Below are 25,060 nucleotides of genomic sequence, written 5' to 3' on the forward strand. Positions count from 1 at the left end.
TTTCTCATGATTTTCTGTGAATTGATGCTAGGCTTACAACCATGACTTTCCGCCACCGCCCACTGCCTGCCGCCTTGCTGCTGGTCGCCTTGTTCAGCCCCTGGGCCGCCCATGCCGACGTAGCCCCCAGACAAGATGTTCTGGGTCAGTTCCTGCTGGGCCAGCAGGCCCACAAGCCATTGGCGCGCGGTTTTGGCGAGCGCGTGGCCGCTGCGCGCCACAAGGCTGCCACCAGAAGCCAGGCCCAGCTGGCCCGCAGCCCCAGCCCTGCCGCCCAGTGGCCCGGTCAGCCTGCGCCACAGGCCAGCGCCGCGCCACGCATCGACACGCACACGCTGATGATGTCGGATGTGGTCGTTACCGCCATGGGCTATCTGGGCAAGCCTTATTCGTATGGCAAGAGCTCGATGCAAGGCGGTTTTGACTGCAGTGGCTTTGTGTTGTCCTTGTTCCAGCGCACACTGGGCCATACCCTGCCGCGCACCGCCGCCGAACAGGCGCGCGCCACCAAGGCCATAGCCAAGAAGGAGTTGCGCCCGGGGGATCTGGTGTTCTTCAACACCATGCGGCGCCAGTTCAGCCACGTGGGCATTTACATTGGCGAGGGGCGCTTTATTCACTCACCGCGCGCCGGCTCGCGCATCCGGGTGGAGAGCATGGAAAAGGCCTATTGGCAGTCGCGCTTCAATGGCGCACGGCGCATTGCCTTGACCAGCACCCAAGTAGCCAGCGCGCGCTGACACAGCGCCCATCGCAGCCTCGCACCTGAAACCAACAAAGAGCGCCCACACCGGGCGCTTTGTTTTGGGCGCTCAGCCGCTCTTGAGGCCAAAGAGCTGCCAGAACTGCGCCGTCTGCTGGCGCACGTTTTCCTGCATTTGCTCCTGCGCCCGCACAAAGGCCTGACGCGATTGCTCGGTGTAGTTTTCCACCACGCCGGGCATGACGGGCTGCCCCCAGGACTGCCACTGCCGCCAAAGCTCTGGCGGGATCTGGCGGCTTTGCTCCATCCACTGGGCCTGCATCTCGGCCATGCTCAGAATGGTTTTCTCGATGTAGGCGCCCATGAAGCCCTGCATGGCATGGCCATAGAAGCGGATCAGCTGCGCCAGCACGGTCTCGCTGAAGATCGGGCTGCCGCCGATTTCTTCCTCAAGGATGATCTGCAACAGGATGCTGCGCGTGAGGTTCTCGCCCGTCTTGGCGTCCACCACGACCAGCGGCTCACGTTGCATCACCATCTGCTTGACGTCCGCCAGCGTGATGTAGGTGGAGGTCGCCAAGTCGTACAGGCGGCGGTTGGGGTATTTCTTGACGATCCGCCCTTGCACGTCGCCATGTCCTGCGGTTTCGGTGGATGATTTCTTGCGGGTCGCCATGCGCGCTGGGCTCCATTGATTGTGCAATGCACGCGATTCTAGAGCGTGCAGCACGCCTCAATGCCCTGTGGGCGACTCCAACCGCGCCACGCTGCGCTGCGACAGCGCCGGTGTGAAAAACAGCAGCACCAGCACGCCCAGGCTGGCTGCCAGCGCAAACGCCTGCAGCACGCGCTCGGGCCCATGGCCAGCGGCCAGGATGTGGCCGCCCAGCGATGGCGCGATGACCGCCCCCAGTCGGCCCAGGCCCAGCGTCATGCCGATGGCGGCGGCCCGGTAGGCCACAGGAAATGCATCGCTGACCAGGGCATTGTGAACAGAGATGAGATAAATATCTATGGATGGGCGCGATAAATCGGGATGTTGCGGGACTGGGCGGGAAATAGGGGGATTGGTTTTTGCAATAGCCTTGCATCTACTGCAATGACATGCCTGGAAGGATTCCGAGCCTTTTAGCTCAAGTTGCGGCCCAGGTATTCCTGCACGATCTCTACGATGGTTTGCTCGTCGCTTGCGTTGATGCCCAGATAGGGGCGCGCGGGGATGTGGCCCCAGGGCGATTGGGCGCGGCGGCCGCGCTTGTCCCGCCCTTGCCAGAGGCTGCCCTGGGCGGTGCCGAATTGGTGTACGGCGGCGTATTCCTGGGCGCTGCCGATTTCGATGGTTTGGCCGCGCACCTGGTGGATGATGCCTGTGGCCAGGGCCAAGGTTTCGCCTTGCAGGGGCTTGTGCTTGGTGCGGGGGCTTTTGCGCTGGGCCAGCTCGCCCTTGGGCGCCCAGGGCGTGCCATCGGGGGCCTTGGCAGCAGGGAAGCGCCGCATGGTGGATTCGGCCATTTCGCGGCCGATCTTGTGCAGCATGGGCTGGGGGTTGTCCAGCGCGGCGATGAGCTTGCCCAGCGCGGTTTGCACGGCCTGGCCTTGGTACTTGATGGTGAGCATGGATGTTTCCTACAATGATGGCGTGTGCCCGGTAATGCTTGTCGTTGTGGACGTTAGGACTCCGGGGGCTGATGCAGCAGCATGGGGTCGCAAGAAACCCGGGCACCGAAGCGGCGAATCATTCGCCGCTTTTTTCTTGCCCGCTCCATGCACCATGCTTTTTGCGCATGGAGTTGAACGCCAGAGCGCGGCGACCTGGCTGTACTTCCATGGCCACCAAATAACCCACGCCGTCAATGAGCTTGGTGAACAGCAGCACGTCTCGGCCCGAGGCGTTTTTGCCATCGGCAATGATGGCATCGGGCTGGTTGACGATTGGCTCAATGAGGCCGAAGTCGCTGGCCGTGATGCCGATTTGACCGCGCTTGGCCTCTGATTTCGGGTTGCCGTGGTTTTTGATGGCGTGCTGCACGCCCGAGTTGTCCAGGCTGATGGTGTAGCCGCTCAAGTCCAGGCCGGGCCTGTCCGGGGTGGCGCTGGCCTTGGCAATGACATCGGTTGCCTTGAGGGGGCCAACGTGCATGACCAGTTTGCGGTTTTGGGTCTCCTGCGCCGTCTGGGCAAACTGCTGCAACGCGGCAGCGCTGGCCGTAGTTTGGGCCTCGCGCGCGGCCTGGTAGGCGGCGATGGCTTCGCGCAGGGCCTGGCCTTCGGGCAGGGGCAGCTTTTGCGCTTTTTGCTCCACCATGAACCGGATGGCTTCGCCGATGTACTGCGGCGGCGCGCCTGCGCCGATCTGCGCGTCTTTTTGCCAGCCCTGCGGGGGCTGGGTTGGCGCGCCTTGCGCCGGGGCGGCGACGGGGCGCACGCGGCAGGTGCAGCCCCAATCGGGCGGGATGCGCGGGGGGTAGTGGCTGCGCCAGAACGGGTCGCTGTGGTGCAGCGTCATACCGTGCCAGGCCAGGTGCTGGGGGCGCGGATCATTGGCCAGGCCGCTGTGCACCCATTCCCAATACGGGTATTGGGCGGCAAATTCAGGCTCGGTCATTTGCGCCCAGCGCCCGGCGGCGTAGCTTTTGCGCAGGTTGGTGGTGTAGATGACGCGGGTGCGCCAGGCGCGGCCGCCTTCGCTGTCTTCGCCCGTCCAGCCGTGCCAGCCGTGTTTGTGCACAGCGGCCCAGAAGTCCTTGCGGAAGGCTTCGATGGACACGCCCGATTCGATGACGCGCTGCACGGCGGCGCGCAGGTCGGCCAGCAGGTCGGCCTTCATCGCACCTGCGACGGCAAAGGCGCGGTAGTGTTCTTCGCTGCGCAAGTCGTCCCAGCGCCGGGTGCCTTCAAGGCGCTGGCGCTGGGCCAAGGCGGCGATGGCCTCTTCAAAAGCCAGGCGGGCGTTGTCGATGCGGGCATCGACGGTGCGGGCGCTGCGGTTGTCGTCGCTCATGGCCGGGCCTCTTGCTGCACGTCGTGCATGCCGGCCAGGCGCGCGGCGGTCATGGCCAGGTGCATGACTTCGACCAGGGCGTCTTCGGGCAGCTCATCGAATGCGCTGGCGATGCGCTGTTGCAGTTGCTGCCAATCGCTGGCAGCGCTCAGGTGCTGCTCGATGCGGCGCATCCAGTCGGCGACGATGGCCTGGCCGGCCGGGGCCAGTTGCGCGGCCAGGCGGGCGGCATGGGCTTCTGTATCGCCGGGCTGCACGCCCGATGTTTCGGCGGGTGGCTCGGCAAACAGGGCGGCAGGAGCCGTTTTATAAAACGCCAGGGCAGGTTTTTGAGCGGCGGCGGGTACATCGGCCCCGGCGGCGGGCAAAAAGCGCCTGTACGGCCCCAAATCCTGCGCGCCGGTTTGCAGCGGCTGCAATGGCGTTTCAGGCTGCTCGGGCAGGTCGCCGTCTTCCAGCTCGTAAACGCGCTTGAAGTATTCGGGCGAGAGGCCGCCCATGCGGATGGCGCGGCTGAGGATTTCGTCCCTTTCTGCCTGCGCCTTGCTGACCTCCTCGTCCTGCCACATCACAAAGCGCGGCGCGGGCGCGCCCTCGCCCTCGTGCAGATCGACAATCCAGCGCAGGAGCTGGCTGTTGATCACGCCCTCGACCAGGCGCTTGTCGCCGTCACGGATGTCGGTGGCCACATCCAGCCCGGCGGTGGCGCTGGCGCGGGTGCTGTCGGCCTCGGTGGACTGGTTTTGCCCCAGCAAGGCAATAGCGACTTCACTGCGGCAGAACTTGAGCAGCAGCTCGTAGGCGCTGGCGTTGCCGCTGCTGCCTGCGGCCTGGATCATCTCTACGCTGGCGTCGTCGGGGATGACGGCCACGGCGTCTTCGATCATCGCCTCAAGTTGCTCCAGCAGGCGGTCGCTTTCGGGCTGCGGGCTGTTGCGCGGCTGCTTGCCCACGGCCCAGGGGCTGCCGTATTTCTCGGCAAACTTCACCCAGTAGCGCAGCCCGCCGCGCTTGAAGGTCACGGGCCAGAAGCACATGGAGAGGTCGGCAAAGCCGTAGGGGTTGGCGTAGCTGGCTTCCTGTCTGGCCAGGAGGAACTTGCGCTCGGGCAGCAGCTCGCCATGCAGCGGGTGCTCGCGGCTGCGAAAACGCAAGCGCGCGTCCGCGTCAAACAAAAACCACTCGGGCGGCTTGCCCACGATGTGCTGCACCGTCGGGGCCTGGCCGGGGCGTTGCTGCCAGAGGATTTCCAGCGGCTGCCAGCCGTAGAGCGTGGCGTCGAGCATTTGGTCGATCAGCGCGTCCAGGTCGAGCTGCTCCAGCACGGCCTGCGCTACCTTGTGCATGCGGGCGCTGGCGCGATCGCGCTCCACGCGCCACTCCAGCGCACGCACGGCCGCTTTGCGGCGGCGGATGCAGCCGCCCGTGTGGGCATCGCTGCGCAGCTCGCGGTACACGGCAATGTCCTTGCCCTGGCGCTTGAGGATGGGGTCGGGGTTGGGCAGCCACATGCCCAGGCCCACAAAATCCGGGCCGCGCTGGCGCGTGGCGATGTGGGCCGAGAGCGGGCGGGCCGTGCTCATGGATGCCCCCAAACGGCGGGGCGCCTCGGAAAAGCGCACGAAATCGCCGCCGGGCAGGTACAGGCCGGGCGCGCTCATGCGTGGCCCTCCATGGCCTGCTCGGCGCCTACCAGCGCCAGGGCCAGGCGGCCGTGGTCATTGGTGCGCGCCAGCAGCTCGCGCAGGGCCTGGGCGGCCTGCTGCACGCCGCGCTGGTCGGCCTCGGGCAGGCTGGCAATCACGCCCCGGATGTAGGTGAGGGTTTCGTGGTCGGTCATCAATCGTCCTTTACCAATAGCCTTGCAACAGGTTGGCCGCATCGCGCTTGCGGCGGCTGGTGATGTGCACGGGCCCCCAATCCATGCGCGCGGCGGCATGCGCATACACACAGGCCATGGTGCTGTCGCCGTGCCCGCCGTCGGCCGTCTTGCCATCGGGCATGCGCGGCACGCCGCGCACCAGGCGGATGGCGCGGTGGCCCTGCAGCAGCGGGTCGTGCCGGGGCAGCCAGATCGTGCCGTCCTCCAGCGCCGCCTTGTAGGGCGGCATGTGATCGCGGTACCAGCCCTCGGTGGGCATCAGCCGATCGACCACCGAGCCGTATTTGTCGTGCGCGGCCTCGCCCACGTAGCTGCCATTGCCCCGACTGTCGATCACCATGCCGCTCAGACGCGGCAGCGCATCGGCAATGGCAAACAGCACCTGCAGCTGCTGGTTGTAGGGCACGTTTTTAAGCTCCACCAGAAACGGGATGCGCTGGTGCAGGTTGGGCGACACCTCGTTGGGTGCAATGGCGCTCAAATCGCCCGTGCGCGCAAAGTCCATCCCCAGCGCATGGCGCAGCGCTGGGTCAAACGCCAGCAGCGGGCGCAATTCGGCGTCGATCCAGTCCTGCATCTCGGCGGCGCGCCGCTGCGCGCTGGCCTGGTTGAATGCCTCACTGCCGGTAAAGCGCAGCACCGGCGCGGGCCGCATGCGGCTCTCGACCAGCGCGCGCGTCAGCCAGGCGCCACCGCCCTGGGCCGGGATGCAAAACAGCTCCTCATCCTCGTTGGGGCGGTAGCGCTCAATCGTGGCCTTGCGCCAGGCGGCCTCGGCTTCGGGCGACCAGGCACGGCCCGTGACGGCGCAAATCTTGCGGTACAGCCCATCGTGCAGGGCATCGTCGAGCGTGATGCGGTGCAGGCCGTAGTCGTAGCGGCCGGCGCGCACGTCGTTGATCAACTCGTTGAACGGGTTGTCCGTGCCATTGTGGGTGCTGATGATGCGGATTTGCCCGCCCCACATCGTCATGGCCATGGCCGCCTTGAGCAGCTCCTTGAGATCATCCACAAAGGCCGCCTCGTCGATCACCAGACGCTCGCCAGGCCGCCCTTTGGAGCGCAGGTTGCGCGGCGCGCTGGTGAAGGCCTGGATCATGTGGCCGCTGTCAAAGCGGATGGTGTAGGTGAGGATTTGCTTGTCCTCCTCCTCCAACACCGATTCTTCGATTTGGCCGGCGGCCGTGTTGAACGCGCGCGCCCACGTGGCGCAGTCCTGGACGAAGCCCTGCGTCATCTCCTTGTTGTAGGAGATGTAATAGACATTGGCGCCGCCCTCGCTGGCGGCGTACAGCACATCGTCGGCCGCCTCGGCATAGCTCAGGCCGATGCGGCGCGACTTCTCGCAAATCTTCACCGGCGCCTGGTCATTGATCCAATCGACCTGGTACTGCATCAGGATGCGCGAAGCCCGCGCCGTGCCTGCCGCCTGCATTACAGCGCCCCCGCAATCGCATCGCGCAAGGCCTGCACGCCCTGGGCTGACAGGCCCTGGCGCTTGGCCTCGGTGGCGGCCGTCTCGGCCGCTTCGGCCAACGCCTTCTTGCGCGCCGCTGCCTCCACTTTGGTCTGAAACTGCTTGAGCGTCACGCTGGAGCGGGTGAGCGTGGCAATGTGCTTGGCCGCCTCGCTGAGCAGGCCGATGCGCTCGGCAGGCTCCAACTGCCGGCCATCGGGCCCCGGCTCGTCCGCAGACTGCAATGCCAAAATGGCTTCGAATAACTCGGTTTGCACCAGGCTGGTCAGCGCTTCGCTTCGGGCATCCTCCCTGTCTTCAGCGTGCTTGCGGATCAGCATGGCCGCCTCGGTGCTGGCCTTGATCGCCGCCAGGCGGCGGTCAAGCTTGCTGCCATAGCGGTGCAATGCCGTGCGGCTGGGCAGCTCGCCCGCGCGGGCCTCAGCCGGCCAGCGCTCTTGCAGATCCGCAATCATCTCATCGAGCGTCTGCGCGCCAGTGGCCAGCATTGCCTCTATGTAGGCTTTGATCTCGGCGGGCAGGCGGCTGATGCTGCTCTTGCGTCCCATGGCCGCCTCACCAGTACTTGGCGGGCCGGGCAATGCCTGGCTCGCAATCGACCGTGTACTCGGCCACGTCCACGCCGTGGCGCGTGAGCTTGGCCTGCCAAATGCCATCGGGGCGGCGCTCCAGCGCCACCAGATCGCGGTCGCTCAAGTACTCCAGCTCACGGCGCAAATCCAGCAGCGTGGCATCCGGGTATTGGGTTTGGGCCACGGTCAGCACCAGGGCATCGGTCGCGCCAATCGGGCGGGCATTGTTAAGGGTCAGCACAATCAGCCAGCGCAAACCTTCGCGGCGCGCGCGGGCCAGATCAAGCGGGGTGGCGGTGGTCATGGCTTTTGGCCTCCTATCAACATTTGGACATTGGTCAATTGCCCGGCAATGGCATCAAGCCGGGCCTGCGTCACGCTCTCGCTGCGGATGTGGTCGGTGCGCTGCAAATACGTCATGGGCAGCTCCGCCTTGAAGACCAGAAACTCCCGCTCCAGCTTCTGCACCCGCACGGACTCCTCTTTTTGCGAGATTTCGATGCCGTCCAGGCGCTTGTGCAGGCTGGCTTGCATGCCCTGGCCCGCGCGCTCCAGCGCGGCAAACTTGGCGTCCTGGTGCTTTTGGTGCTGGGCCAACAGCAGCTTGCCAATGCCCGCAGCGGCGCCAAAAAACGCGATGAGCAAGCCCACCAGCCAGGTGAATTCAATCTGCAAAGTCATCGTTGTTGCTCTCTCTCCATAGCGGCCTGGCAGCCCACACAGCGCCGCACGCCCGGCAGCGCCTGGCGGCGCGCGGCGGGGATGGGCTCGCCGCAGTCCTCGCAGTCCAGCACCTGCACCGCACTGCGCTGGCGCGCCGCGCGCACGGCCTGGTGGGCGAGCTGGTCGTGCAGCCATTCCTGCCCGCGCTCCTGCGCGCGATCCATCACATCGCCCATCACTGCACCTGCTCTAGCCAGTCGATCAATTGCCGATGCCGCCAGGCGCACAGGCCGTAGGCGTCATAGGTGTGCTTGAGCGCCAGAATCACCGCATCCACCTCAGCGCCCCCCTGTATCCCTGGGGGCGGCTCGCAGCCGCTCATCAGCGCCGCTGGGGGCATGGCCGGCGGCAGCCGCAGCGGCTCGGCGGCGGGCGCCCTCCAGCTGCTGCACGATGCCAGCATCCATGCGGCAGCCAGCACGATCAGCGGCCGTTGCCGCCAGTGCCTGGTGCAATTCATCGGTAGTCCTCCGGTTGGTTTGCGCAATTGCTTCGGCCGCGCTGCGCACACGGGCGCTGGCCGCCTGGCTGGCCTCGATCAGCGCGGCATGCTCGCGCGCGGCGGCGCGGTATTCATCCAATTGGCTGGCCTGGGCGGCCACAGTGGCGCGGTCGGCAGCAGCCCGCGCGGCAGACTGGCCGCTGGCATAGCCCAGCGCGTACACGGCGCACAGGCCGGCCAGCACCAGCAGCGGGCCGATCAGCGGCCCAATCAAAGGGCGCAGCAACAAGGCGCTCATCGCTCACACCCCCGCGCTGAAATGCCCATCGCGCCCCCATTCGGCGCAGATTTCCGCCGTGCTGTTGCGGCGCTTGACCAGACCCGCCCAGCGCACCTTCTGCCCCGTGCGCGCATCGCGCCCCCAGACCCAGCGCAGCATCTGCGCGCACGCCGCATCCAGGCGCCCCGCATTGGCCTCGCGCAAATGGGTGGAGGCCCCCACCTGAGCCGCGCCCAGGTTGTAGAGCATGTCCAGCATGCTCGCGCGAACCCACATGTTGTAGCTGCCCCAATGGCGGTACAGCCGCCTGGCATCGCGCTCGGCCTGCGCGTAATGGGCCAGCTCCAGCCGCTTGCACTCAGCCTCCGAATAGCGCTTGCCCGTGCGCGCCGCCTGATCCACCGCAGAGCCGGTAATGCCCCGGCACACCGTCCACACCCCGCCGCCATCGCGATACGGCGTAAAGCGCAAGCCCTCGTAATGCGCGCCAATCTCCATCGCCAGCAGCACCTCCGGCGACGGCGCAGGCACATGGCCCACACTCGAAACCCCCAAGCCCGCGCCCAGCCCCACACTGGCCGCCGTAGCGGTCGAAAGCAGGCGGCGCGTCAGCGACGAAGGGACAGACGAATCGGACATGGCGGCACTCCAGGAAAAGCAACAAAAAAGGCTCCCCGCGTGGGGGAGCCTTGACTGTGCCGGGCAGAGTGCCTGGGGAATAAATAAAGCGTTTTAGTGTTTGGCTGTACGCCTTAGTCAGGTGTCAAAACACGCTCGCCCAAGTAGTACAAGCCCCAGAAAGTGATGCATGTCATTTGAGCGATCAAAAACAAGAACCACACTGAGCCTGGCCACCATAGCCATGCAGAGACAGGCGCCGGTATGGCAGGCGAAACGACAAGCGCCGCAATGGCGCAAAGGTTGAAAATGAAGCTCGATGCCGTCAGGAATGCAAACATCGACGTCAGAAAGCGCCTGCGTGTGAGCTCGACCTTCTCATAGCCGCCCTGGTACTTCACCCGCATCGTTGGGGCTGGGGACGGCATGATTCGATCAAGATGAGGGCTATTGAAAGAAGACACCGCCGCCAAGGCAGCAATGTAAAAACCCGTGAGAGTTTGTGTGAACGATAGCAAGCGATCAACCACCCCTTGCGCACCGAAAAAGTCGATGTTGAGCCCGCTGTACCCCAGCAGCAATGCCACGGCCGCCACTGCTGCACCTGGCGCAATCCAATTCACAGCAACAGGCAAGCCCGATGCATGACGGATGGTGAGGTAGGCAAACGGCCTGAGAAGATCGCCGATCATGGGCACATTCCATCTAGGAAGGCACGACTTTTAAGAGTTCGCGCAAAGGTTGGACGATAGCCCGATGAAAATCGCTTTGGTATTCCTCTACCTCACCGTCCAATTCAATCTTGGCCTTTTTGGTAAAGGACCGCTCTAGATCGTTGATCGCCAAGGTAGCTGTGGCATCCCTGCCATCGTCAGATTCGTAATGCACACGCAAGGTCTGAAATTCATCCCCGTCAGCAAGCGCCTTTTTCCCTGCAAGAGACTTGACGAAATTCTTGAGACTAGCCGCTGTCACCAATTGTGGCGTATGGGCTTTAACCGTCACCGTTTTTTTGACGGCCTGAAAATTGCCGCTCCCATCATCCATCTTGATCGGCCCCTCGGCAATCAACTCCATGTCTTGGAACTTGCCGTGCGTAAGCGCTTCGCTGAGCGTCTGGCCAAGATAGCATTCATGCTCGAAGCGATACCGTACCTTGTACTGCTCAGAAGTGCCATCCTCCTTCTTGGCCGCTGAAGGATGATCAAACCAAAAACATTTTTTGAACCTGCTATCACCAGCAGCTTTGTTGGCCAGTTGGCCCAACAGCTTGGTTACATCGCGGACACTCACCCCCGCTCCCATTGTCATCAGCACAGTGGCCGTATAGGGGTTTGTGGTATTGGGCCGCACTATAACGTAAGACGAAATTTCCACGCCTTCGTCAACCGCCTTCCCTGCCTTGCGCCGGTTGACGCTTTTCAGTTTACGAAACGTGACGTCTGAACGGTCAGCATTGGCTTTGGAAAGCAACAGCTCATACGTCTTCCCGTTTGGTCTGAATCGATCAAGCACAGTCTGCTCTTTGTCAAAGACGCTGATCTCATATGGCAAAGCTTTGGGGTCAAGCTGACTGATGCAGGCATTGAGCAAATCCTCCATGGTGCAGCAGGCAGGGTTTTGAATACCTTTGGCAGATGACTTCAACCGCAGAAGAAAAAAATGCACGGTACGGCTGCGCAATGGAAGGGACATAGGCTGGCTTTCTTTTTCAATGCAGGTTAAAGGTAGGCGCTGGGAAGGTTTTTCGGGTTGGGATATCGGAACAGACTGCGCACCATCACCGCGCCGAGATATGGCCCGCGCAGGTCAGCCACTGGCAGGGCAGTTGGGGCCAGGCGCGCTGCGCCTCTGAGGCGGGCAGCGTCTTGCCGCGCAGCTTCTTGTGCGGGCAATGGCGGCCACTGATTTCGGCATGGCACACAAAGCCCCATTGCCCGTAATGGGCCATGAAATCCGGTTGCAGCAACTGCTCATAGCGCAGGGCATTGATGGCCTTTGATGCCGCGCGTGAGGCGATGAACAGCGCCATCTTTTCGCGGCACTTGCGCACATCGCCATCGCGCAGGCGCCGCACCACGCCATCGAGCGCATCGCGCGCCTGGCCGCGCCCCGCCCGCTGAAGCAACTCGCCCAGCGCCGCCTTCGTTTGCGAGCGCTTGAACTCAATGCCCAGCACATCCAGCGCCTGGCCCAACTCATCCTTGCTCGCCTTGGCCAGCACATCGGCCAGCTTGATGCGCTCATAGCGCCGTTCAATTTCCTCCAACGTGTCATAGCCCTCGGCGCGCGCAAACGCCTCCCAGGCCGGCCAATCCCACCAGGCGCAACTATTGAGCGCCACCAACAACGCCTTGGCCGCTTCGCGCGGGTTGTTCAGGCGCCGCACCACCAGCGTCTCCACCGCCGCGCAGCGCCGACGCATGGCCTCATCGCCCACCAGCTCGTCCAGCACCTCGCGCAAGGCGCGGCGCAGCTGCGCGTCGCTGGGGCCAAAACCGTCAGGGTTGCTCATATGGCCCGTCCTTTCGTGTTGTATTGGGCATCTCAAACGCCCGCGCCCGCATGGCTGGCTGCGGGCTTTTTTTCTTGGGGCAGGGGCGCCTGCACATAGATATGCACATGGGTATGGCTGCCCCAGTTGTGGATGGCGTGCGCGGCTTGCCCGATTTGCCGGGCGCTGGCCGTGGTCACCGCGCCATGCCCGGCACTTGCGGCCTCAGCCCTTGCCAGAGCGCTTTCTTGCATTGGGTTTGTCTCCTTTTTGTTGTTTGAAAAAACCGATAGCCCCGGCGTTGTGGATGGTCCCTGCCTGCTGGCCTATCTGTACGTTGCCGCTGCCTGACTGGTGCAGGTTGAGGCCGCTTTGCACTGCGGCGCCTTGCAGCGCGCCAATGGCTGCGGCCTTGACCGCCAGGGGCGCGGCACGAAACAAGGCCAAAAGCTCTTGTTCGTCAGGCGTAAGGCGGTGGGCCGGAGCTGCGGGGTTGCGCTGGCCCGTGAGGATGTACAGGACATCGGCGCCTGCTGCTGCAATGGCAGCCAAAAAGGCGGCATCCGGCATGCGTTCATTTTTTTCATAGCGAATCAATGCTCGTTTGAGCACCCCGCCGATTCGGCCAAAAGCCTCTTGTGTCATTTCGAGCCGTTCGCGCTCTTCGCGAAGTCGCGCGCCAATGTCCATACGAGCACCTCGACTATTCAGTCAATACTTGAAAAGTGTCCAAATGGACATAAAATAACACCCATCAACAACGAATCACAGCGAACAGCCAATGCAGCACACACCCAACCAAATCAAGCACCGCCTGCGCCAGCAAGGGCACACGCTCAAGAGCTGGGCGGCGGCCAACGGCTTCAAGTACCGCACCGTCAGCGACGTGGTGCGCGGCCTGCGCCAGGGCAACTACGGCGAGGGCCGCGAAGTGCGCCAGCGCCTGGGCCTGCCCGTGGCCGATTGAGATTTTCGCACTGTTTCACAGTGTAACCAGCGCCCAAGGCCCCGGGTTTTCCTGATGCCCCAAGCCCCTGTGACGCCCGCCAGCGGCGCGCCCCAGCCACCGCCTGGCGGGCACCCCATGAAGGAGACGCCATGAGCCGCCTGCAAACCGGCTTCGACATCATCCGCGCGCTCTCGGGCCATGAGTTCGATGGGCTGCGCCTGGCGCAAATCGCCAGCGCCTGCCAGCGCAATGCGCCCACCACGCTGCGCACGCTGCAAGAGCTCGAAGCCCTGGGCATCGTGCAGCGCGACGCCCGCCGCGAAGAGGTTTGGCGTCTGGGCCCGGCCCTGGTGCAAATCGCCATCGCCTTCCAGCAACACCTGCTCAATAAGCAGCGCGAGCTGGCCGACTTTGAACGCAACTACACCCGCACACCGTAAGGAAAAACATGGCCAAAAAACTCAAACCCGCCGAAAACTACCTGCCTGAACTGGTGGACAACGCTGCCGAAAAAATGGGCGAACTGGTCAGCACCGTGGCCGAGCAGGAAAAGGACGAAGTGTTTGCCGCCGGGGTGGACGTTGGTCGACTGGAGGCAATGGATTTTGTGGCGACGATCGCCACTAGTGCCATGCTGACTGTTTACGAAAACGTAAAAAAATCAAAGACTTGGCGTTTTCTGCGCAATCCAGAAAGTGGCGATGGTCGCCACTTTGAGAGTCTGGAGGAATTTTGCGAGGTCAAGTTGGGGCGTTCTTATCGGCGCGTCCGCGAATTGGCCGCCAACCGCAACCTCATCGGCCAAGAAGCCTTCGAGCAAGCCGAGCGCATTGGCCTTCGGCAGACGGACTACAAAGCCATCAAAGCCCTGCCCGCGCCCGAGCAGGAGCTGGTGCGCCGCGCCGTGGAAGAGGCGCAAAGCAAGGATGAGGTGGTGGATTTGATCCAGGAGCTGGCCGCGCGCACGGCCAGCCACAAGGCGCAGGCCGAAGAGGCCCGCGCCGAGCTGGCCGCCAAAGAGCAGTTGCTGGCCGACAAGAACAGCCGCATCGACGCCCTGACCAGCGATCTGGCCCGGGCCAGCCAGCGCCTGGCCAATCTGCCCGCCGACCAGGCCTGGGTAGAGCTGCAGCGCGAGGCCACGGGCAAGGCCGCCGAGGCCGCCGGGCTGATTGCCGGCAGCCTGCGCCATGCGCTGCAAACCCTGCACGAGGCGGGCGAGCAGATGGGGCGGCGCGACCAGGTTTTCATGGCCGGGCTGCTGGGCCAGGTGGAGCAGGAAATCCACACCCTGCGCGAGCAGTTTGCCCTGCCCCTGGCCCCGGCCGCGGGCCGGCCCGAATGGCAGCAATGGGCCGATGCGCAGGACGCGGCCGAGGCCGCCGAGGCCGCCGCCCAGGCCATGGATGCGGCCCATTGAGCCCCGGCGCAGGCGCCCCCGCACGACGCCCCATCACCAGGAAAAGCCCCGCCATGCCCCCCGCCGCCCACACCGAGGTTTTGCTGCACATCAAGCAGCAGGCCGATGCCGCCGGCCACGGCCACAAGGAGCGCATCTACCAGGCCGCCTGCCAGCAATACGGCTGGGCGCTGCCCACGCTCAAGCGCTGGCTGTCGCAGCTGGGCGCGGCCCGCGCGCGCAAGCGCCGCAGCGATGCCGGCGCCTGCGCGCTGACGCTGGAGCACGCCCAGATGATCAGCGCCGCGCTGATGGAGGGCTACCGCGCCAACAACAAGCGCGGCGCCACGCTCGATGGCTGCCTGCGGCGCCTGCGCGCCAACGTCCCCGGCCTGGCCTGCGCGCTGGATGCGGCCACGGGCGAGCTGCGGCCGCTGTCGGCCAGCGCCGTCTCGCGCGCGCTGCGCCACTACCGGCTGCACCCCGAGCAGCTGCGCCGCGCCGCGCCCGCGCAGCCGCTGCGCAGCGAGCACCCCAATGAGGTCTGGCAGATCGACGCCTCCATCTCCATCCTGTTCTACGTGCCCGATGAGGGCGGCCTGCAGGCCATGGCCCGGGCGCAGTTCAACAAGAACAAGCCGGGCAATTTCGAGCGCATCAAGCGCCAGCGCCTGACGCGCTATGTGATCACCGACCACTACAGCGGCAGCATCTTCGTGCACTACGTGGCCGGCGGCGAGAGCACCGTCAACATGGCCGAGGCCTTTTTGCGCTGCATTGCCCAGCGCCCGGGCCAGCAAATGTACGGCGTGCCCTTTCACCTGATGATGGACCCGGGCAGCGCCGGCACGGCCGGGGCCTTTGGCAACCTGCTGCGCCGCCTGCAGGTCGCGCCCATCGTCAACCAGGTAGGCAATGCCCGCGCCAAGGGCCAGGTGGAAAACGCCCACAACCTGGTGGAGGTGGATTTCGAGAGCGGCTTTCGCCTCACGCACGTGCCCGGCATCGACTGGATCAACCAGCAGGCCGCGCGCTGGATGCGCTACTACAACAGCCAGCGCGTGCACAGCCGCCATGGCGCGCCGCGCTGGATGAAATGGATGGAGATCACCCCCGCGCAGCTGCGCACGGTCGATGCCGCTCTGGCGCGCGAGCTGCTCACGCATGCGCCGGCCACGCCCAAGGTCGACGCCTTCTTGCAGGTGCGCTTTGCCGGCCGCGTGTGGGACGTCAGCGGCGTAGGCGGCGTGATGGTGGGCGAGCGCCTGGCCATCACCTACAACCCCTTCAACCCGGCCGCGGCCTATGTGCTGCTGCGCGATGCGGACGGCCATGAGCAGCTGCTGGAAGTGCCCGAGGTCGAGAAAAACGCCGCCGGCTTTGCTGCCAGCGCTGCGCACATCGCCCACGAATACAAGCGCCCGGCCGACACCGCCGCCGACACCCAGCGCAAGGCCATCGAGCGCCTGGCCATGCAGGCCGACACCGATGCCCAGGCCGAAGCGGCCCGCAAGGCCAAAGCCCTGCCTTTTGGCGGCCGCATCGACCCCTACAAGCACCTGGAGCAGGCCGACAAGCTGGCGCTGCTGCCGCGCCGCGGCACAGAGCTGGCCCCGGCGGCCAGCGCCCGCAGCGATCTGGCCGAGCGCACCCTCACGCATTTCGAGGCCGCGCAAGCGCTGCGCGCGCAGCACGGCGTGGAAATGGACAAAGCCAAATTCGCCCAGCTCGCCGCCTGGCACCCGAACGGCGTGCCCGAAGGCCAATTGCCCGAGCTGGCCCACAAGCTGACCGTGCGCGCCACGCTGCGCGTGGTCGGCGGGCATTGATCACCCAGAAAAGGAGAAACGACATGGACATGACCGAACAAGAGCTATCCATCAGGATGCAGCGCCTGCTGGAGCAGCTGATCACACTGCTGGTTCGAGAGGGCGAGCCTGTTGGCATATGCATTGGCGCGCTGATTGAAGCGGTGGGCCGCCTGGCCGTGGCCGATGGCCGCACCGAACCGGCGGCCGCCCTGCTGCGCGAATGCGCCGATGCGCTGCAAGAGCAGGGCCGGGCATCGGGGAACCTGCAATGAGCGCCGCCGCCGACATGTGCATCCACCCCGCCGCCCTGGCCGCCCTGGCCGCGCGCCTGGAGCTCAGCCAGCGCGAGCTGGCCCGCGGCGCCGGGCTGAGCCTGGGCAGCGTCAACCACCTGCTGCAAAGCGGCGAGCTGCCCCGGCGGCGCAGCAGCACGCTGCGCGCCAAGCTGCTGGAGTTCCTGCACGACCGCGGCGCCCGCGCCGATGAGCTGGCCGCGCTCCAACCCCCATCCCAACCCCAATCCAAAAAGAAGGCCCCAGGCGCGGCAACGCCTGAGGCCGGTATCCCCCTGACTGAAACCACTCAACCAGAAAAGGACGATCCTATGCTACTGGAAAAATCAGCCCTCACCCTGCAAGCGCGCCAGCACTTTGGCCTGCCGCGCAACCCCTTTGTGGACGACGTGCAAACCACGGACGACGTCTACCAAACCCCCAGCGTGCGCTACGCCCGCGCCGCGCTGCTGGACTGCGCGCGGCACCACGGCTTCATGGCCCTGGTGGGCGAGAGCGGCGCGGGCAAATCCACCCTGGCTGAAGACTTGGAAGAGCGCCTGGCCGCAGGCGCCGGCGGCGGCGGCGAAGTCGTCGTCATCCGCCCCTACGTGCTGGCCATGGAAGAAAACGACGCCAAGGGCAAAACCCTCAAAAGCGGCGCCATCGCCGAGGCCGTGATCGCCGCGCTGCAGCCGCACGCCACGCCGCGCGCCAGCGCCCAGGCGCGCTTTGCCCAGGTGCACGCGCTGCTGCGCGAGGGCCAGCGCGCCGGGCGCCGCCATCTGCTGCTCATCGAAGAGGCGCACAACCTGCCCACGGCCACGCTCAAACACCTCAAGCGCTGGCTGGAGCTCAAGGACGGCCTGCGCCGCCTCATCGGCGTGGCCCTGATCGGCCAAACCGAATTGCGCCGCCGCCTCTCGGCGCAAAACGCCGAAGTGCGCGAAGTCGCCCAGCGCTGCGAGATCGTGGAGCTGGAGCCGCTGAACAACGAGCTCGAAGGCTATCTGCGCCACAAATTCGCGCGCTTTGATCTGCCCTATGAAAAGGTTTTTGCGCCCGATGCGCTCGACGCCATCCGCGCGCGGCTGATCTACACCCCTCGCGGCGGTAGCGCCCGCGACGCCATCTCCATCTGCTGGCCGCTGGTGGTCAACAACCTGGTCTGCCGCGCCATGAACGCCGCCGCCGCCGTGGGCAGCCCCGTTGTCAATGCCGATGTGATCCGGGGGTGCTGAGATGCATGTCTTGCCCCACACCATCACAGCAGCCCCCGCCACGCCATGCCGCGCCATGCCCGGCATGGGCGCCTGGCTGTTTGCCGTGCACTGGCCCGGCCAGGCCGTGCGGCAGATTGCCAAGACCGGGCGCAGCCAGGCCGATGCCCTGGCGCGGCTGATCGACCAGGACTTGCGCGGCGCGCCCGAGGTCAGCCGCATCGACTGCCTGGCCCTGGCCCCCGTCGCCCCGCTGTTTGTGGGCATGGAGGGCGCAGCATGAGCCGCAAGCCACACATGCCCTACCAACCCGCGCCCTGGCACGGCGTGATCGTCGGCTACGCCCGCCGCCGCATGCTGCGCGCGCGCTGGCAGCGCTGGCGCTGCACGGCGCTGGCGCTGCTCATCACGGCATTGCTGATGGGCACGGCCATCGGCCTGGCCTGGCTCGTCACCGAACTGACCTGGGGGGCGCTATGAAAGGCTTGACGCATGACATGGCCCGCCTGTGGCGGCACCTGCGCCAATCGGGCAGCTGGTGGACGGCGCAGGATCTGTACCAGCACTGGTACCCGGTGTTTTCCGAGGAGGCCGTGCAGCAAATGCTGGACTACCTGCAGCGGCACCGATTCGCGGCGCGGCGCATGCACATCGACTGGGGCCTGCCCATGTACGCCGTGACGGCCGATTGCCGGGCGCTGCCCGGCTTCGAGAAAGGAGGGCGTGCATGAGCCAATGCCCATTTTGCGCCGGCACGGGCCGGCAGCAGGCGCCGCAGCCCAGCGCCAGCCTGCGCTGCCCCTACTGCCGCTGCGACCTGCCGCTGACGCAGCTCTTTGCCGATGCCGTCACCTGCGAGGCCGTCACCCGCCTCGCCGCCGTCAGCCTGCCGCTGGGCGAGCGCGTGACGCAATACATCATGCTCTTTGGCCCGCAGCAGCGCCCCTTGACCGTAGCGCGCCAGGTGCGCCTGCTGCTGGAGCTGCTGCCCGACATCGAGCGGCGCGCCATCACCTACAAGGGCCGCGACTGGCAAACGCCGCTGCGCGCCTGGGGCGAGGCGCTGACGCGCATCCTCGCCGCGCGCGACGCCGGCAAGCTCGATTTGCCGCTGACCGGCCACAACTACCTCTACGCCATCCTGGCCAGCCTGGCGAGCGCGGCCGAGGCCAAGGCCGAGCAAGAGACCGAGCAACAGCGCCGCAACGCCGTGCGCAGCGCGCCAGGCGCCGGCGCCGTCGATGCCTCCGCAGCGGCCGCCGCGGCCCTGGCGCCCGCCGCAGCCAGCGCCACAGGCGCTGCCGCCGCCCAGGGCGCCGAGCCCGTGCGCTACACCAGCCTGGCCGTGCGCCGCATGCAGGAAGAGCGCCAGCGCAACCTGCAGCGCCGCGAGCGCATGCTGCAGCGCACGCAGGGCGAGGCACAGGGCAGCGACGCCGGCGGCAACGGCCCCGACGAGCCGGGCAAGCCAAGCGATGGGAAGGCGGCCCCATGAGCGGCGCCCCCATCACCCTGCAGGCGCAGGTGCAGCTGACCGAAGGCCAGGCGCGCGGCGTGGCGATCCGCGTGCTGATCGGGCTACTCGATGGCGGCGAGGCCATCGCGCATGACCTGCTGCTGGCCGATGACGGCCGCGGCCTGTACTCACCAACCCTGGCGCCGCTGCGGGCCGCCACAGACCTGGACCGCGCCGCGCTGCTGGTGTTGCGGCACCTGGCGCAGATCAAACCGTGATTGTTGATTTTGAGAGAGAGGACACACCATGGACACCCAAACCAACCCTATGACTGCCATTGCCGCTGCTGCACGCAGCTACCGCCAGCACAAGGATGTGCTGACCGAGCGCGCCCAGGGCCTGCATGACGCGCTGGAGGCCATCAAGCGCCAGCGCCTGGCCGGGCTGCGCAGCGCCGTGGCGCGCGTGACCGAGGCCGAGGCGGCGCTGCGCGCGGCCATTGAGGCCAGCCCGCAGCTGTTCATCCGGCCGCGCACGGTGGTGCTGGAGGGCATCAAGCTGGGCTACCAAAAGGGCAAGGGCAAGATCAGCTGGGAGGATGACGCGCAGGTCGTGCGGCTGATCCGCCGGCACCTGCCCGATGCCGCCGATGCGCTGATCCAAAGCCGCGAGGTGCCCATCAAGGCGGCATTGGCGGGCCTCAGCGCCGCCGAGCTCAAGCGCGTGGGCGTGAGCATCAGCGATGCCGATGACGAGGTCGTCATCAAGGACACCACGGCCACCGTGGACAAGCTGGTGGCGGCCCTACTCAAGGGGGCGGAGGAAGAGGCTGGCGAGGCAGTTTGAGGAGGTGTGACCATGACCCGCGACGAAGCACTGATCAAGATCAAAAAGTGCATGGCATTGGGCCGCAGCGCCGAGCCGCACGAGGCCGCCGCTGCGCTGCGCCAGGCGCAAAAGCTGATGGAGATGTTTAACCTCTCCGAGCGCGCTTTGGAGATGGCCGATGTGCATGAGGAGGCCGTCAACGCCAAGAGCGGCAGCCATGCCCTTTGGGAGGGCTTTCTGGCCAACTGCATCGCCGAGGCATTCGGCTGCGAGCACTACATCAATCGCAGCCGCAAATGGACAGCGGCGTTTGAGATCAAAACCACTTGGCAATACGTGTTCGTCGGGCTGGATGCTGCACCCACTCTGGCCGGTTATGCGTTCGACGTGCTCGGCCGCCAGTGCTACCGGGCGCGTGCCGCCCACATCAAATTGCAACCCAAACGCTGCAAACCGGCCACCAAAACCGCCCGTGGCGATGAGTTCGCCATCGGTTGGGTCAATGCCGCAGTCTCTGTGGTCAAGCGCCACGCCCAGCCGCAGCGCAACGAGCAGCTGCTGTTGGAGTACATGGCAGAGCGCCACCCCAATATGACCACCATCAAGGCGCGCGACTCCCGCAGGGGCAAGAACGTCAGCGGGCATGCGCAGGAGGGATACCGCCAGGGCCAGGGCGCGCAGCTCCACCACGGCGTAGGCCAACGCGAGCAGATATTGATCGGGGGGGTGGGATGACAAACCTGCGCGTGCAATGCCTGACCAATGCGTTCAAAAGCGTTCAGAACGCGCCGTCGCGCCGCGGCATGCCCCGTTGCATGCCCGCGCCCCAAAAACGCCTTGCAGGCCCGGTTTTTTGAACCAGGGGAAAAGCCATGACCCAGCAACACATCGCCGCCATCCACACGCTCAAGGCCAAGCTGCGCCTGAGCGATGACGACTACCGCGCGCTGCTGCTGCACCTGACGGGCAAAAACAGCAGCACGGCCATGAGCGTGGGCGAGCGCGCCCGCGTGCGCGACCACCTGCACGGCCTGGCCGTGCGCGCCGGCCTGGCCGCGCCCACGCGGCTGCGCCGCCAAAGTTTTGCGCAGGCCTACCAGGCCGCCAGCCCGCGCGAGCGCAAGGTCTGGGCGCTGTGGAACCAGCTGCACCGCCAAGGCCGCATTGCCAGCGGCGGGGCCCGGGCCCTCAACGCCTGGGTCAAGCGCCAGACCGGCGTCGATGCGCTGCGCTTTTGCAACGGCGCACAGCTCGATGCGCTGATCGAGGCGCTCAAGCTCTGGCAGGGCCGGCCAGAACAAGAGGCACAAGAGGCGGGCCATGACTGAGCGCAAGCAGCCCAGCGCCGCCGAAGCGGGCGTGCTCGACGCCGCGCTGCCCGCCGGCCTGACCGAGGAAATGCGCGACGTGGCCTATTGCCTGTTTGAGGCATTGGTGCTCGACGATGCACGCTGCGGCACCGCCGCCCCGGCAGGCCCCTGGCTGGCCCAATTGCACAGCATGGCACGCCAGGCGCTGATGCAGCTGCAACACCTGGCGCGCGAAAAGGGCGGGCGCGCCATCTACCTGGCCAAGGGCATGGCCGTGCACCTGAGCGCGCGCGACCGCGCCATGTGCGCCGAATTCCGCGGCAATAATTACCGCGCCCTGGCCGACCGCTACGGCCTGACAGAAATGCGCGTGCGCCAGATCGTGGATGCCTGGCAGCGCGAACAGTTTGCCCGGCGCCAGGGCAAGCTGCCGGGCATTGACCCCGATCCCGAGGATTGACGGCGCGCCCGTCCACCCCCTCCATCAATTCCTAAAGCGCTTTACTTAAGCGCCAGGCCCCATGCCCCGCACCATGCGGGGCATGCGTCATATAGAAATCTTCCGCGCCGGCCGCCACACCGACATCAACGGAGTGGAGCGCCAATTTACCGATGCCGACCTGCAAGGCATGGCATCGGGCTACGACCCGGCCCTGCACGAAGCGCCGCTGGTGGTAGGCCACCCGCGCACCGACGACCCCGCCTACGGCTGGGTGCAGGGCCTCAAGGTGGCTGCCGGCAAGCTGCTGGCCATCCCCCACCAGGTGCAGGCCGCCTTTGGCGAAGCCGTGCAAAGCGGCGCCTACAAAAAAGTTTCAGCAGCCTTTTACAGCCCCACGGACAAACACAACCCCACGCCCGGCCAGTGGTACCTGCGCCATGTGGGATTTCTGGGCGCCATGCCGCCCGCCATCAAAGGTTTGGAGGGAGCAGCCTTTGGCGAGGGGGACGCGCTGGAAAACGCGGTCGTGATCGAGTTCTCCGAAGGTGATGGCCCACAGCCAGCCGACACCCAAGGGGCCGATGCCCAAGACACGACCGCCAGCGCCGAACCCTCGCCCGCTTTTTCCCCCACCGATACCCCGCAACCCCCGAAGGAGCCTGCCGTGACTGAAGCCGAAGCCGCCGCCCTCAAAGCGCAAAACGAAACCCTGCAACGCGAGCTGGACGCCGCCCGAGCCCGCGAAACCGCCGCCGCCCAGGCCGCGCGCACGGCCGAGCACGTGGCCTTTGCCGAGCGCCTGATCAGCCAGGGCAAGGTGCCCGAGGCCGACAAGGCGCGCATCGTGGCCATTGCCGATGCCATCCACCCCGTGGGCGAGCCTGTGATGTTCGGCGAGGGCAAGGACACCACCGAGCTGTATGTGCAGTTCCAGCAGTTCCTCGATGGCCTCAAGCCCATGGTCGCCTTTGGCGAGGCCGCCAGCCGCGAGCGCGCCCCTGAGAGTGACGAGCAGGGCGAGCACATCGAATACGCCGAAGGCGCCGACCCCGAGCGCATCGAGTTGGACAAACGCATCCGCGCCCATGCCAAGGCCAAAGGCGTGGACTACCGCACCGCTGCGCTGGCCGTGGCGCGTTAAGAGCCTGCCCCAGCCCAACCCATTTCACCCACTGCAAAACCCTTGCAAAGGATTGACCCATGTCCCGATTGAAAGAGCTGCGCATCGTTGACCCGGTGCTGACCAACCTGGCCACCGGCTACAGCGGCAATGAATACATTGGCCACCACCTGCTGCCGTTCGTGCCAGTGGAAAAAGAGGCGGGCAAGATTCCCCGCTTTGGCAAAGAGGCATTCGTCGAGAGCCGCACCGAGCGCGCCATTCGCGCCGATTCCAACCTCATCGACCCCGAGGGCGTGGGCCTGGCCGACTTCACGCTCACCGAGCACGACATTGGCCAGCGCATCGATTACCGCGAGGAGCAAGAAGCCAACTTCGCGCTGGAGGCCTGGGCCACGCACGTGGTGACGGAAAAAATCCGCCTGCGTCACGAGATCAAGGTCGCGCGCCTGGTGCAAAACACGGCCAGCTACCCGGCCAGCAACCGCATCACCCTCTCGGGCAGCGACCAGTTCACGCACGCGGACAGCGACCCCGAGGGCGTGATCGACGACGCCAAGGACGCCATCAGCGCCGCCGTGGGGCGCGAGCCCAACACCATGGTGATCGGCCAGGCCGCCTGGCGCGCGCTCAAGCGCCACCCCAAGCTCAAAGCCATTTTGAGCGACACCCGCACGCGCCTGGTGCAGCTGGCCGACCTGCGCGAAATCTTCGAGGTGGAGCACATCGTTGTCGGCAAGGGCGTGCAGGCGGCCACGCCCACCAGCCCCTTTACCCGTATCTGGGGCGACAACATCGTGCTGGCCTACGTCAGCCGCGGCGCGGGCGGCCAGCGCACGGTGTACGACCCCTCCTTTGGCTACACCCCCCAGAAAAAAGGCTGGCCTCAAGTGGACAAATATGCGCTGCCCGGCGGCAAGGTGCAGGTGGTGCGCAGCACCGACATTTTCGAGCCCTTCATCCTGGGCGCCGATGCCGGCTACCTGATTGCCGACACCAACGCATAAGGAGCGCGCCATGGCCACCAAACCCAACAAAGCTGCCGATCAGGACACCGCCGCGCGGTACGTGGTGCGAGAGCCCCTGCGCTGGGGCGGGCAACGCCACGAAATCAGCGGCGAGCTGCATCTCACCCCCGACCAGGCCAAGGCTCTGCTCGAACGCGGCCTGATTGCCCCCGCCTCCACTGAGCGCACCGACCAGGAGTAACGCATGCAACCGAGTTTCCACCCCATTCTCACGCTGAGCATCACCGCTGCTGCCGATCTGGACAAGCCCCGCCGTTTCGTCGGCTTTGACGGCCAGCGCTGCGCCGCTGCCGCCAAGGCCCTGGGCACCAACAACGCCACCTTTGCCAAGGGCGAGCAGGCATCCATTGACGCCCTTGGTGTCATCCTCGTCGAGGCCGGCGGAGCCATCGCCCTGGGCGCCGAAGTGCAGTGCGATGGAGAGGGCCGCGCCGTCCCCCTGTCCGGCGGCAAATCCAACGGCTGGGCAATGGACGCGGCCAGCGACGCGGGCCAAATCATCCGCATCGCCCGGGGCATCTGATGCCATACGCCACGCCCGCTGACCTGGCCCGCGTGGCCACGCGCGGCTGGGACGATCTGGCCCAGCGCAGCGTGCAGGACGCGCGCCTGTCTGGAGCCCTGCTGCGCACCCTCTACGAGGGCGGCAGCACCGCAGGCGCCGACCCCGCCGCGCTGGAGCTGGCCCGCCGCGCGCTGGAGCTGCTGCACGATGTATTGGAGCGCGCCAGCCGCCATGCCGACACCTACATCCAGCCGCGCTACCAGGGCGCGCTGCCGCTGCCCGCGCACCTGGTGGCCGGCAGCGATCTGCCCAGCGTCGTGGCCACCATCGCCTACCGCCGCCTGATGGGCGCATCCATCAGCGAAGACGTGGAGCGCAACACCCGCTGGGCCGATCAATACCTGCGCGATCTGGCCGATGGCCGCGTCAGTCTGGGCGGCAGCGACCGCCACACCCCGCAGCCGCCGGGCCGCATGATCAGCTGCACCGCGCCCAAACGCATCGACTGGCGCACGTATTGAGGGAGCG

Annotated in this window: 39 protein-coding genes; 21 read left to right on the forward strand and 18 right to left on the reverse strand. The window is 66.1% G+C overall.

Annotated features, from left to right (window positions below; genetic code table 11):
• Positions 1-41 precede the first annotated feature (41 nt).
• Positions 42-740 (forward strand): C40 family peptidase, encoded by a 699-nt coding sequence (locus tag CLI93_RS15415; protein WP_238945802.1) that lies wholly within the window; start codon positions 42-44, stop codon positions 738-740.
• Positions 741-812: 72 nt separating this feature from the next.
• On the opposite strand, the gene phaR is transcribed toward CLI93_RS15415, so the two are convergent.
• The 18 genes from phaR to CLI93_RS09815 all read right to left on the reverse strand — a co-directional run bounded on the left by phaR (position 813) and on the right by CLI93_RS09815 (position 12,882).
• Positions 813-1,379: a polyhydroxyalkanoate synthesis repressor PhaR gene (phaR, locus tag CLI93_RS09735; protein WP_095542355.1), complete on the reverse strand. Its 567-nt coding sequence runs from the start codon at positions 1,377-1,379 to the stop codon at positions 813-815.
• 57 nt (positions 1,380-1,436) lie between these two features.
• Positions 1,437-1,664 carry a hypothetical protein gene (locus CLI93_RS09740; RefSeq protein ID WP_095995764.1) on the reverse strand — a complete coding sequence of 76 codons (228 nt, stop codon included), beginning with the start codon at positions 1,662-1,664 and terminating at the stop codon, positions 1,437-1,439.
• A gap of 167 nt (positions 1,665-1,831) precedes the next feature.
• Complete coding sequence (locus CLI93_RS09745; RefSeq protein WP_095995765.1) at positions 1,832-2,320, reverse strand: phage virion morphogenesis protein; 489 nt, start codon at positions 2,318-2,320, stop codon at positions 1,832-1,834.
• Between the two features lie 118 nt (positions 2,321-2,438).
• Positions 2,439-3,704 carry a PBECR3 domain-containing polyvalent protein gene (locus CLI93_RS09750; RefSeq protein ID WP_095995766.1) on the reverse strand — a complete coding sequence of 422 codons (1,266 nt, stop codon included), beginning with the start codon at positions 3,702-3,704 and terminating at the stop codon, positions 2,439-2,441.
• On the reverse strand, positions 3,701-5,365 hold the full coding sequence (locus CLI93_RS09755) for a DUF935 domain-containing protein (protein ID WP_095995767.1): 1,665 nt from the start codon (positions 5,363-5,365) through the stop codon (positions 3,701-3,703). The genes CLI93_RS09750 and CLI93_RS09755 overlap by 4 nt, the downstream gene beginning before the upstream one ends.
• Entirely contained in the window at positions 5,362-5,544 is a 183-nt protein-coding gene (locus CLI93_RS09760) for a hypothetical protein (RefSeq protein WP_095550744.1), read from the reverse strand. Before CLI93_RS09760 ends, CLI93_RS09755 begins: the two co-directional genes overlap by 4 nt.
• Positions 5,545-5,554: 10 nt before the next feature.
• Complete coding sequence (locus tag CLI93_RS09765; RefSeq protein ID WP_095995768.1) at positions 5,555-7,021, reverse strand: terminase large subunit domain-containing protein; 1,467 nt, start codon at positions 7,019-7,021, stop codon at positions 5,555-5,557.
• Entirely contained in the window at positions 7,021-7,611 is a 591-nt protein-coding gene (locus CLI93_RS09770) for a phage protein Gp27 family protein (protein WP_095995769.1), read from the reverse strand. Before CLI93_RS09770 ends, CLI93_RS09765 begins: the two co-directional genes overlap by 1 nt.
• A gap of 7 nt (positions 7,612-7,618) precedes the next feature.
• Entirely contained in the window at positions 7,619-7,939 is a 321-nt protein-coding gene (locus CLI93_RS09775) for a hypothetical protein (protein ID WP_095995770.1), read from the reverse strand.
• Positions 7,936-8,316 (reverse strand): hypothetical protein, encoded by a 381-nt coding sequence (locus CLI93_RS09780; protein ID WP_095995771.1) that lies wholly within the window; start codon positions 8,314-8,316, stop codon positions 7,936-7,938. The genes CLI93_RS09775 and CLI93_RS09780 overlap by 4 nt, the downstream gene beginning before the upstream one ends.
• Entirely contained in the window at positions 8,313-8,534 is a 222-nt protein-coding gene (locus CLI93_RS09785; RefSeq protein WP_095995772.1) for a TraR/DksA family transcriptional regulator, read from the reverse strand. Before CLI93_RS09785 ends, CLI93_RS09780 begins: the two co-directional genes overlap by 4 nt.
• A complete protein-coding gene (locus tag CLI93_RS15665; protein WP_476726707.1) occupies positions 8,534-8,716 on the reverse strand; it encodes a hypothetical protein in 183 nt (60 codons plus the stop codon). The genes CLI93_RS09785 and CLI93_RS15665 overlap by 1 nt, the downstream gene beginning before the upstream one ends.
• The gene (locus CLI93_RS09790) at positions 8,637-9,098 is read right to left on the reverse strand and encodes a hypothetical protein (protein ID WP_095995773.1); all 462 of its coding nucleotides are present in this window, start codon (positions 9,096-9,098) and stop codon (positions 8,637-8,639) included. Before CLI93_RS09790 ends, CLI93_RS15665 begins: the two co-directional genes overlap by 80 nt.
• A gap of 3 nt (positions 9,099-9,101) precedes the next feature.
• Entirely contained in the window at positions 9,102-9,719 is a 618-nt protein-coding gene (locus tag CLI93_RS09795) for a lysozyme (RefSeq protein ID WP_095995774.1), read from the reverse strand.
• A gap of 113 nt (positions 9,720-9,832) precedes the next feature.
• Positions 9,833-10,390, reverse strand: a complete 558-nt coding sequence (locus CLI93_RS09800; RefSeq protein ID WP_143326999.1) for a hypothetical protein — start codon at positions 10,388-10,390, stop codon at positions 9,833-9,835.
• 13 nt (positions 10,391-10,403) lie between these two features.
• On the reverse strand, positions 10,404-11,393 hold the full coding sequence (locus CLI93_RS09805) for a hypothetical protein (protein WP_143327000.1): 990 nt from the start codon (positions 11,391-11,393) through the stop codon (positions 10,404-10,406).
• An 85-nt stretch (positions 11,394-11,478) separates the two neighbouring features.
• On the reverse strand, positions 11,479-12,213 hold the full coding sequence (locus CLI93_RS09810; protein ID WP_095995777.1) for a hypothetical protein: 735 nt from the start codon (positions 12,211-12,213) through the stop codon (positions 11,479-11,481).
• Positions 12,214-12,417: 204 nt separating this feature from the next.
• Complete coding sequence (locus tag CLI93_RS09815) at positions 12,418-12,882, reverse strand: helix-turn-helix domain-containing protein (protein ID WP_095995778.1); 465 nt, start codon at positions 12,880-12,882, stop codon at positions 12,418-12,420.
• A gap of 91 nt (positions 12,883-12,973) precedes the next feature.
• On the opposite strand from CLI93_RS09815, the gene CLI93_RS09820 reads away from it, so the two are divergent.
• The 20 genes from CLI93_RS09820 to CLI93_RS09915 all read left to right on the forward strand — a co-directional run bounded on the left by CLI93_RS09820 (position 12,974) and on the right by CLI93_RS09915 (position 25,053).
• Positions 12,974-13,159: a helix-turn-helix domain-containing protein gene (locus CLI93_RS09820; protein WP_095551202.1), complete on the forward strand. Its 186-nt coding sequence runs from the start codon at positions 12,974-12,976 to the stop codon at positions 13,157-13,159.
• Positions 13,160-13,290: 131 nt separating this feature from the next.
• Entirely contained in the window at positions 13,291-13,581 is a 291-nt protein-coding gene (locus CLI93_RS09825; RefSeq protein WP_095995779.1) for a helix-turn-helix domain-containing protein, read from the forward strand.
• Between the two features lie 8 nt (positions 13,582-13,589).
• Positions 13,590-14,561 carry a hypothetical protein gene (locus CLI93_RS09830; RefSeq protein ID WP_095995780.1) on the forward strand — a complete coding sequence of 324 codons (972 nt, stop codon included), beginning with the start codon at positions 13,590-13,592 and terminating at the stop codon, positions 14,559-14,561.
• A gap of 53 nt (positions 14,562-14,614) precedes the next feature.
• On the forward strand, positions 14,615-16,369 hold the full coding sequence (locus CLI93_RS09835; RefSeq protein ID WP_095995781.1) for a DDE-type integrase/transposase/recombinase: 1,755 nt from the start codon (positions 14,615-14,617) through the stop codon (positions 16,367-16,369).
• A 23-nt stretch (positions 16,370-16,392) separates the two neighbouring features.
• Entirely contained in the window at positions 16,393-16,623 is a 231-nt protein-coding gene (locus CLI93_RS09840; protein WP_095995782.1) for a hypothetical protein, read from the forward strand.
• Positions 16,620-17,864 carry an ExeA family protein gene (locus tag CLI93_RS09845; protein ID WP_238946621.1) on the forward strand — a complete coding sequence of 415 codons (1,245 nt, stop codon included), beginning with the start codon at positions 16,620-16,622 and terminating at the stop codon, positions 17,862-17,864. Before CLI93_RS09840 ends, CLI93_RS09845 begins: the two co-directional genes overlap by 4 nt.
• 1 nt (position 17,865) lies before the next feature.
• On the forward strand, positions 17,866-18,126 hold the full coding sequence (locus CLI93_RS09850) for a hypothetical protein (RefSeq protein ID WP_095995783.1): 261 nt from the start codon (positions 17,866-17,868) through the stop codon (positions 18,124-18,126).
• Entirely contained in the window at positions 18,123-18,323 is a 201-nt protein-coding gene (locus CLI93_RS09855; protein WP_095995784.1) for a hypothetical protein, read from the forward strand. The genes CLI93_RS09850 and CLI93_RS09855 overlap by 4 nt, the downstream gene beginning before the upstream one ends.
• A complete protein-coding gene (locus CLI93_RS09860; RefSeq protein WP_095995785.1) occupies positions 18,320-18,574 on the forward strand; it encodes a hypothetical protein in 255 nt (84 codons plus the stop codon). Before CLI93_RS09855 ends, CLI93_RS09860 begins: the two co-directional genes overlap by 4 nt.
• Positions 18,571-19,338, forward strand: coding sequence for a hypothetical protein (locus tag CLI93_RS09865; protein ID WP_095995786.1), 768 nt, complete (start codon positions 18,571-18,573; stop codon positions 19,336-19,338). Before CLI93_RS09860 ends, CLI93_RS09865 begins: the two co-directional genes overlap by 4 nt.
• Entirely contained in the window at positions 19,335-19,577 is a 243-nt protein-coding gene (locus CLI93_RS09870) for a hypothetical protein (RefSeq protein ID WP_095995787.1), read from the forward strand. Before CLI93_RS09865 ends, CLI93_RS09870 begins: the two co-directional genes overlap by 4 nt.
• A 28-nt stretch (positions 19,578-19,605) precedes the next feature.
• A complete protein-coding gene (locus CLI93_RS09875) occupies positions 19,606-20,145 on the forward strand; it encodes a hypothetical protein (protein ID WP_095995788.1) in 540 nt (179 codons plus the stop codon).
• Positions 20,146-20,157: 12 nt separating this feature from the next.
• Positions 20,158-20,862 carry a DUF2786 domain-containing protein gene (locus CLI93_RS09880; RefSeq protein WP_095995789.1) on the forward strand — a complete coding sequence of 235 codons (705 nt, stop codon included), beginning with the start codon at positions 20,158-20,160 and terminating at the stop codon, positions 20,860-20,862.
• 137 nt (positions 20,863-20,999) lie between these two features.
• Positions 21,000-21,455 (forward strand): regulatory protein GemA, encoded by a 456-nt coding sequence (locus CLI93_RS09885; protein WP_095995790.1) that lies wholly within the window; start codon positions 21,000-21,002, stop codon positions 21,453-21,455.
• Positions 21,448-21,897, forward strand: a complete 450-nt coding sequence (locus tag CLI93_RS09890) for a Mor transcription activator family protein (RefSeq protein ID WP_095995791.1) — start codon at positions 21,448-21,450, stop codon at positions 21,895-21,897. The genes CLI93_RS09885 and CLI93_RS09890 overlap by 8 nt, the downstream gene beginning before the upstream one ends.
• An 82-nt stretch (positions 21,898-21,979) precedes the next feature.
• The gene (locus CLI93_RS09895) at positions 21,980-23,020 is read left to right on the forward strand and encodes a peptidase (RefSeq protein WP_143327001.1); all 1,041 of its coding nucleotides are present in this window, start codon (positions 21,980-21,982) and stop codon (positions 23,018-23,020) included.
• Positions 23,021-23,079: 59 nt separating this feature from the next.
• Complete coding sequence (locus CLI93_RS09900) at positions 23,080-24,006, forward strand: major capsid protein (protein WP_095995793.1); 927 nt, start codon at positions 23,080-23,082, stop codon at positions 24,004-24,006.
• Between the two features lie 10 nt (positions 24,007-24,016).
• On the forward strand, positions 24,017-24,208 hold the full coding sequence (locus CLI93_RS09905; protein ID WP_095995794.1) for a hypothetical protein: 192 nt from the start codon (positions 24,017-24,019) through the stop codon (positions 24,206-24,208).
• 3 nt (positions 24,209-24,211) lie between these two features.
• Positions 24,212-24,550, forward strand: a complete 339-nt coding sequence (locus CLI93_RS09910; RefSeq protein WP_095995795.1) for a capsid cement protein — start codon at positions 24,212-24,214, stop codon at positions 24,548-24,550.
• Entirely contained in the window at positions 24,550-25,053 is a 504-nt protein-coding gene (locus CLI93_RS09915; RefSeq protein WP_095995796.1) for a phage protein Gp36 family protein, read from the forward strand. The genes CLI93_RS09910 and CLI93_RS09915 overlap by 1 nt, the downstream gene beginning before the upstream one ends.
• Positions 25,054-25,060 lie beyond the last annotated feature (7 nt).

Origin of the sequence: Vandammella animalimorsus, from assembly GCF_002288875.1 — a bacterium.
GTDB classification, from domain to species: Bacteria; Pseudomonadota; Gammaproteobacteria; order Burkholderiales; family Burkholderiaceae_C; genus Lampropedia; species Lampropedia animalimorsus.

Coding starts and splice junctions, on each gene's coding strand:
- CLI93_RS15415 (WP_238945802.1), top strand. CDS start 42: ATGACTTTCCGCCACCGCCCACTGCCTGCCGCCTTGCTGCTGGTCGCC.
- phaR (WP_095542355.1), bottom strand. CDS start 1,379: ATGGCGACCCGCAAGAAATCATCCACCGAAACCGCAGGACATGGCGAC.
- CLI93_RS09745 (WP_095995765.1), bottom strand. CDS start 2,320: ATGCTCACCATCAAGTACCAAGGCCAGGCCGTGCAAACCGCGCTGGGC.
- CLI93_RS09750 (WP_095995766.1), bottom strand. CDS start 3,704: ATGAGCGACGACAACCGCAGCGCCCGCACCGTCGATGCCCGCATCGAC.
- CLI93_RS09755 (WP_095995767.1), bottom strand. CDS start 5,365: ATGAGCGCGCCCGGCCTGTACCTGCCCGGCGGCGATTTCGTGCGCTTT.
- CLI93_RS09760 (WP_095550744.1), bottom strand. CDS start 5,544: ATGACCGACCACGAAACCCTCACCTACATCCGGGGCGTGATTGCCAGC.
- CLI93_RS09765 (WP_095995768.1), bottom strand. CDS start 7,021: ATGCAGGCGGCAGGCACGGCGCGGGCTTCGCGCATCCTGATGCAGTAC.
- CLI93_RS09770 (WP_095995769.1), bottom strand. CDS start 7,611: ATGGGACGCAAGAGCAGCATCAGCCGCCTGCCCGCCGAGATCAAAGCC.
- CLI93_RS09775 (WP_095995770.1), bottom strand. CDS start 7,939: ATGACCACCGCCACCCCGCTTGATCTGGCCCGCGCGCGCCGCGAAGGT.
- CLI93_RS09780 (WP_095995771.1), bottom strand. CDS start 8,316: ATGACTTTGCAGATTGAATTCACCTGGCTGGTGGGCTTGCTCATCGCG.
- CLI93_RS09785 (WP_095995772.1), bottom strand. CDS start 8,534: ATGGGCGATGTGATGGATCGCGCGCAGGAGCGCGGGCAGGAATGGCTG.
- CLI93_RS09790 (WP_095995773.1), bottom strand. CDS start 9,098: ATGAGCGCCTTGTTGCTGCGCCCTTTGATTGGGCCGCTGATCGGCCCG.
- CLI93_RS09795 (WP_095995774.1), bottom strand. CDS start 9,719: ATGTCCGATTCGTCTGTCCCTTCGTCGCTGACGCGCCGCCTGCTTTCG.
- CLI93_RS09800 (WP_143326999.1), bottom strand. CDS start 10,390: ATGATCGGCGATCTTCTCAGGCCGTTTGCCTACCTCACCATCCGTCAT.
- CLI93_RS09805 (WP_143327000.1), bottom strand. CDS start 11,393: ATGTCCCTTCCATTGCGCAGCCGTACCGTGCATTTTTTTCTTCTGCGG.
- CLI93_RS09810 (WP_095995777.1), bottom strand. CDS start 12,213: ATGAGCAACCCTGACGGTTTTGGCCCCAGCGACGCGCAGCTGCGCCGC.
- CLI93_RS09815 (WP_095995778.1), bottom strand. CDS start 12,882: ATGGACATTGGCGCGCGACTTCGCGAAGAGCGCGAACGGCTCGAAATG.
- CLI93_RS09820 (WP_095551202.1), top strand. CDS start 12,974: ATGCAGCACACACCCAACCAAATCAAGCACCGCCTGCGCCAGCAAGGG.
- CLI93_RS09825 (WP_095995779.1), top strand. CDS start 13,291: ATGAGCCGCCTGCAAACCGGCTTCGACATCATCCGCGCGCTCTCGGGC.
- CLI93_RS09830 (WP_095995780.1), top strand. CDS start 13,590: ATGGCCAAAAAACTCAAACCCGCCGAAAACTACCTGCCTGAACTGGTG.
- CLI93_RS09835 (WP_095995781.1), top strand. CDS start 14,615: ATGCCCCCCGCCGCCCACACCGAGGTTTTGCTGCACATCAAGCAGCAG.
- CLI93_RS09840 (WP_095995782.1), top strand. CDS start 16,393: ATGGACATGACCGAACAAGAGCTATCCATCAGGATGCAGCGCCTGCTG.
- CLI93_RS09845 (WP_238946621.1), top strand. CDS start 16,620: ATGAGCGCCGCCGCCGACATGTGCATCCACCCCGCCGCCCTGGCCGCC.
- CLI93_RS09850 (WP_095995783.1), top strand. CDS start 17,866: ATGCATGTCTTGCCCCACACCATCACAGCAGCCCCCGCCACGCCATGC.
- CLI93_RS09855 (WP_095995784.1), top strand. CDS start 18,123: ATGAGCCGCAAGCCACACATGCCCTACCAACCCGCGCCCTGGCACGGC.
- CLI93_RS09860 (WP_095995785.1), top strand. CDS start 18,320: ATGAAAGGCTTGACGCATGACATGGCCCGCCTGTGGCGGCACCTGCGC.
- CLI93_RS09865 (WP_095995786.1), top strand. CDS start 18,571: ATGAGCCAATGCCCATTTTGCGCCGGCACGGGCCGGCAGCAGGCGCCG.
- CLI93_RS09870 (WP_095995787.1), top strand. CDS start 19,335: ATGAGCGGCGCCCCCATCACCCTGCAGGCGCAGGTGCAGCTGACCGAA.
- CLI93_RS09875 (WP_095995788.1), top strand. CDS start 19,606: ATGGACACCCAAACCAACCCTATGACTGCCATTGCCGCTGCTGCACGC.
- CLI93_RS09880 (WP_095995789.1), top strand. CDS start 20,158: ATGACCCGCGACGAAGCACTGATCAAGATCAAAAAGTGCATGGCATTG.
- CLI93_RS09885 (WP_095995790.1), top strand. CDS start 21,000: ATGACCCAGCAACACATCGCCGCCATCCACACGCTCAAGGCCAAGCTG.
- CLI93_RS09890 (WP_095995791.1), top strand. CDS start 21,448: ATGACTGAGCGCAAGCAGCCCAGCGCCGCCGAAGCGGGCGTGCTCGAC.
- CLI93_RS09895 (WP_143327001.1), top strand. CDS start 21,980: ATGCGTCATATAGAAATCTTCCGCGCCGGCCGCCACACCGACATCAAC.
- CLI93_RS09900 (WP_095995793.1), top strand. CDS start 23,080: ATGTCCCGATTGAAAGAGCTGCGCATCGTTGACCCGGTGCTGACCAAC.
- CLI93_RS09905 (WP_095995794.1), top strand. CDS start 24,017: ATGGCCACCAAACCCAACAAAGCTGCCGATCAGGACACCGCCGCGCGG.
- CLI93_RS09910 (WP_095995795.1), top strand. CDS start 24,212: ATGCAACCGAGTTTCCACCCCATTCTCACGCTGAGCATCACCGCTGCT.
- CLI93_RS09915 (WP_095995796.1), top strand. CDS start 24,550: ATGCCATACGCCACGCCCGCTGACCTGGCCCGCGTGGCCACGCGCGGC.